Origin of the sequence: Eubacterium sp. BIOML-A2, from assembly GCF_009680135.1 — a bacterium.
GTDB lineage: Bacteria > Bacillota > Clostridia > Lachnospirales > Lachnospiraceae > Faecalicatena > Faecalicatena contortus_B.
Window position 1 is genome coordinate 1 of sequence record NZ_WKZK01000113.1, and the last position, 3,623, is coordinate 3,623.

General features: G+C 44.2%; 4 protein-coding genes. All 4 read left to right on the plus strand.

The window, feature by feature from the left end; translation table 11 throughout:
- The first annotated feature begins 148 nt into the window (after positions 1-148).
- The 4 genes from GKG43_RS22625 (at position 149) to GKG43_RS22640 (ending at position 3,207) form a co-directional block, all read left to right on the plus strand.
- A complete protein-coding gene (locus GKG43_RS22625; RefSeq protein ID WP_039909923.1) occupies positions 149-562 on the plus strand; it encodes a transposase in 414 nt (137 codons plus the stop codon).
- Positions 556-900, plus strand: a complete 345-nt coding sequence (gene tnpB / locus GKG43_RS22630) for an IS66 family insertion sequence element accessory protein TnpB (RefSeq protein ID WP_129880127.1) — start codon at positions 556-558, stop codon at positions 898-900. The genes GKG43_RS22625 and tnpB overlap by 7 nt, the downstream gene beginning before the upstream one ends.
- 150 nt (positions 901-1,050) lie before the next feature.
- Entirely contained in the window at positions 1,051-2,667 is a 1,617-nt protein-coding gene (locus tag GKG43_RS22635) for an IS66-like element ISCsc1 family transposase (RefSeq protein ID WP_154266207.1), read from the plus strand.
- 186 nt (positions 2,668-2,853) lie between these two features.
- Positions 2,854-3,207 (plus strand): transposase, encoded by a 354-nt coding sequence (locus tag GKG43_RS22640; protein ID WP_070102472.1) that lies wholly within the window; start codon positions 2,854-2,856, stop codon positions 3,205-3,207.
- Positions 3,208-3,623 lie beyond the last annotated feature (416 nt).

A 3,623-nucleotide genomic window follows, 5' to 3' on the forward strand; every position in this document is an offset into this window, starting at 1 on the left:
GTAAGCGCAAAATAATTCGACGGATTGCGTTGCCCTAAAACTCAGTCCATAATGATTAATAGAGAATGCAAGCATTTTACTTCATCTTCTGTTGCTAGAAATGATAGATGCGAGCATTTTACTCTATTCGATTTATGGAGGACTGCTCATGAGAAGCAAAAGAATACCTGCTGAAGAACAATACCGTCTCATCATGGAATGCCGTCAAAGTGGATTGACAGATCATCAATGGTGTGCGGAACACGACATCAAGCCTGGAACCTTTTATAACTGGGTAAAGCGACTACGGCAAAAAGGTTGCATGGATTTACCAGCGGCAACCGGACGCAGCTATAACACTCCGGAAAGCCAGGAAGTCGTCAGGGTAGATTTTCATAATCCTGACACCATCTCATATGAACAGCCATTGGATATGATTCCTGCGTCTATGGAAAGAAGCAGCATTTCTGAGGCAGCACCTATGAAGCTGTCTGTTGGAAGGTTTCTTCTGACTATCCCGAATGGAACAGATCCACAGCTTCTGGCCCAGACACTTCGCATTGTGAAGGAACTGGAATGTTAGGGGATATCACGGTCGCCGATGAAATCTATATCGTAACAGGCAGAACGGATATGCGGAAATCCATTGACGGACTGTGTGCCATTGTAGAGGAGCAACTTCACATGGATCCAAGACGGAGTGCCCTGTATCTTTTCTGCGGAAGACGTTGTGACAGGATCAAAGCTTTACTCTGGGAATCCGATGGATTTGTGCTGTTGTATAAACGCATGGAAGTTCAGGGCAGATTCCGGTGGCCGAGAAATCAGTTGGAAGTAAAACAACTGACCTGGCAGCAATTCGACTGGCTCATGTCCGGTCTTGAAATCGAACAGCCTAAGGCGTTCAAACCTACGGAATGATGGTGGAAAACTTCTCTGCAATCCGGTAGAAATGCGGGGCGCTCCACACCCTGGAAAGCGCCTTGCTCCCCTGTAAATACTGGGTTTTCTGCTTCTTTTTCTTCACTTTCTGTGGTATACTAAGAGCAGAGATAAAGGAGCAGAAAACGTATGGCTGGTAATTCAAAAGATTCAAAAATCCTTGCGTATAAGGACATGATCAACCAACTGAATAAGACGATTGCTGCACAGACAGAACTGATCCAGTCTTTACAAAAGACATTGGAAGCAGACCGTCTGGAAAAAGAGACTCTTCGTCAACAGATTGAATATCTCACGAAGAAGCTCTTTGGCACTTCCAGCGAAAAACGGAAGGATATCGAAGGCCAGCTGAATCTTTTTGATGAAGCCGAGCAGGAAGCGGATCCGGCATGGAATCCGGAACTTCCTGATGGCATCATTGTCCCGGAGCATAAGCGGAAAGCAAGACGGACTCACGCTGAACTCTTTAAAAACGTGCCTTCCTGCGACGAGATCATTTCTCTTCCGGAGGAGGAACGGAACTGTCCAGCCTGCGGAACACAGATGGAATGTATTGGGAAGGAATTCGTCCGTCATGAATTCCGCTTTACCCCTGCCAAAGGTAAAGTTGTAAATATCTATCGTGAAACCTATAAGTGTCCGGAGTGTGCCATATCAGCGGAACATCCCGATGACCAGACTTTTGTCAAGGCTCCTGTTCAGGAACCGTTGATCCCGGAAAGTTATGCATCAGAATCTGTCGTTGCATGGGCGATGCACCAGAAGTACCAGAATGGTCTGCCGTTAAACCGGCAGGAAGAGGACTGGAAACAACTGGGTGTACCATTAAACCGTGCTACGCTTGCCAACTGGATTATTTACTGCACCGAGAATTATCTTCGCCATGTTTATGACTATTTTCACCGTCAGTTACTGGTGCGTAAATATCTGATGGCAGATGAAACACGGGTTCAAGTGCTGAATGAGCCGGAGCGCAATCCGGAAACAGATTCCTGGATGTGGCTCTTCCGCAGCGGAGAAGATGGTCTTCCACCGATTCTACTCTATCATTATACAGAGACAAGAGCAAAGTTCCATGCAGAATCATTCTTGCAAGGCTTCAGCGGATATCTGGAAACGGATGGGTATCAAGGTTATCATAATCTGCCTGATATCAAACGATGCTCTTGTTGGGCGCATGTGAGACGTTACTTCACAGATGCCATACCGAAGGGGAAAGAGTATAATTATAGTCTTCCCGCAGTGCAGGGAGTGCAGTTCTGTTCCAAGCTGTTTGATTGTGAACGGTACTCAAAAGCAAAAAATCATACCGCAGAGCAGAGAAAACAGTTTCGTCTTGAAAAAGAAAAGCCGATACTGGATGTATTCTGGGATTGGCTGGATCAACAGCACCCAAACAAGGGGACTCGTTTGGCGAAAGCGGTGAACTATGCCCAAAATCGGAAAGACACCCTGATGACCTATCTGGAAGACGGCCACTGCAGTTTTTCTAACAATCTCAGCGAGAATGCGATCAGACCATTCACCGTTGGCAGGAAGAACTGGTTGTTCAGTGCCAGTCCTAAAGGAGCCACCGCCAGTGCTATTGTGTATACTATGGTTGAGATGGCAAAAGCGAATGATCTGAATACCTATAAATATCTGACATATCTCTTGTCACAACGACCGAATGATAAAATGTCAGATGAGCAGTTAGAGCAGTTCGCCCCATGGAGCAAGGCTGCGAAAGCTAACTGTCAAAACTAAAATAGAGTAAAACGCTTGCATCTATCATTTTGGTGCAGGCGCAATTTATGAGTAACGTAGCAATATTTTGCACTTACTATTGATATAGCTGTTTATAAAAGCTCTTCCGCAGAGGTTATTCAAAAACGGGAGAAACTGCAGCAATATGACCATATTTCACGAGCGGGCATTTTTCGTTTACTTTGGATGAATAGTGACTTGAGCAAGGCGAATTGCACTTATATTATGGAGCATTATCCTAAAATCCGTCACTTAGATATATGTATCCGAGACTTCCGAAATATGTATAATCAAAAAAGTATGGTGCTGCTTTATTTATTCATTGAAAAGTATAAACTATCAGAAATACAGGAATTATCCCGCTTTGCAGCTGGTCTTGAAAAATTAATTGAAGCAGTTGAAAATTCGGTTACAAACCCTCTGTCTAATGGATTTGTTGAGGGGACAAGTAACAAATTGAAAATGATAAAGCGTACAAGATATGGCCGATGCAGCTATCAGTTATTAGAAGCAAAGCTTATGTATCGTCCTAGTGTATAAATACCAAAATATGCGGAAGAACCCATTTTCACCGTAATATACATTTCCCTTCGCAGGGCTCCTCTGCCAATAGAAGAACTGCTTTTCTGAGAACCCATTAACTCTGCACCAAGCAGTTTTAGGCATCCCGCTGTTTATGCATTCATTCATGATTTTGGTCCAGTGCTCTGCACGGATCTGATGAGTAATATTATCCATAGGGACAACTCCATTAAAAAACTTGTAGTTTTCTGGAGTTATTATCTCATAGATAAATAAAACTAGCACGGTACTAGTGATTTACCGTATACCCATAACATGCAGAGGAAACCAGTCGCATCGTAATAATCAGAAACAGATTGCAGATTGCCAGCCAAAACGGCCACCTGTGCCATATTCGGCGGCCACCCTGGAACTTAAATGGCGGTCAGCCAAGG